We start from the raw sequence: 1,192 nt of genomic DNA on the forward strand, positions 1-1,192 counted from the left end.
CCTCGAAGTTCCGAAACTCCTTGCTGACGATATCCGGGCTTTCGTTGGTCAGCTTTCCTAATTTCCTCGGGCGCGGTTTGCTTGGTTTGAGGCATGCCGCGTCCAGTTGGTGAAAGGCCGCTTCGGGCCGATGGGAGCCCTGGCTCTGCGACAACGGGCATTGCATTTCGGCTGTCGAACCATAGAAAACTTGGCAATGCACGACGCTTCAGAACCCATGTATTGACGAGAGTCCCACCCACTCCGCCAAGTTGCATTCCACTCTCCGCCAATTAATCTTAAGTCCTTGGCTTGCTTAGCAAAATCCTGATATAACTGCCCCAACGTGGGAATTTGGTCGTGAGGAAACCAGAAAAACACTAACTCATGTACAATCTGAGATACATACAGAAGTACAGTCGGAATCGGAAATCATTTCCGCTTCGAAACCGAAAAGCAAGAATCGCCAGTCATCCTTGGGCCGCTACCTGACGCGGAGCCGCAACTCCTATGTCTTTCAGATGCGCCTTCCGAAACGAGGGCGTAAGTCGGGACTGATCCGTCTGACGCTCGGTCCGATGCCATTTCACGAGGCACGTCGACTTGCGGATGAGCTGGCAGGGGTTGCGTGGAAATTGTTGAGGACGATTGAAAAGCGGATGAAAGACGACTAGCGGGCCGTGCCGTTAAGGACAGCTTCAACATCCGAGGGGAGCTAGAAACCCCAACATGGAGCAGCATCGTGGTATCCCCGCAGGAGGTCGTCTTCAGCCACAACTTCGTGTTTCGGCCGACCGGCATGTTCCGTGAGGCCTATGTTGATTTCTTGGACCAGATCTACGCACGTAACGACCGCGACGAGGATAACTACGAGGACATCTCCACGCTCAAAATAAACGAAGTGAACAATTGGCTGCGTGCGTGGCAATTCATGGAAGCCTGCGGGTTCGCGGGCTGAGAGGGCGACGATATCGATGTTGATGACGAGGATGACTTGCCGGAGGAATAGCGGGGATGGCATTGCGCTCTCACAGCCATTTATCCAGGCGAGACGCCTCCTCGGCATAGGCCGAAAGGGTCTTGCTCGCCTGTCTGCTTTATCCAATGTTCCTCATATCTCGGCTTGGCCTTCTAGGTAGAAGACACAATGACCTACAAGGCTAACCCGGTCCCCGACGAGTTGGCAATCGATCTCACCGCCGCGACGGGAAGC

Annotated in this window: 1 protein-coding gene; it reads left to right on the forward strand. The window is 54.2% G+C overall.

What is annotated here, in order from left to right; all coding sequences use genetic code 11:
- Positions 1-721 precede the first annotated feature (721 nt).
- Positions 722-937 (forward strand): hypothetical protein, encoded by a 216-nt coding sequence (locus JJB09_RS26495; RefSeq protein ID WP_201664095.1) that lies wholly within the window; start codon positions 722-724, stop codon positions 935-937.
- The last annotated feature ends 255 nt before the right edge of the window (positions 938-1,192 follow it).

Source organism: Phytoamicus setariae, from assembly GCF_016722925.1.
GTDB lineage: Bacteria > Pseudomonadota > Alphaproteobacteria > Rhizobiales > Rhizobiaceae > Rhizobium_E > Rhizobium_E setariae.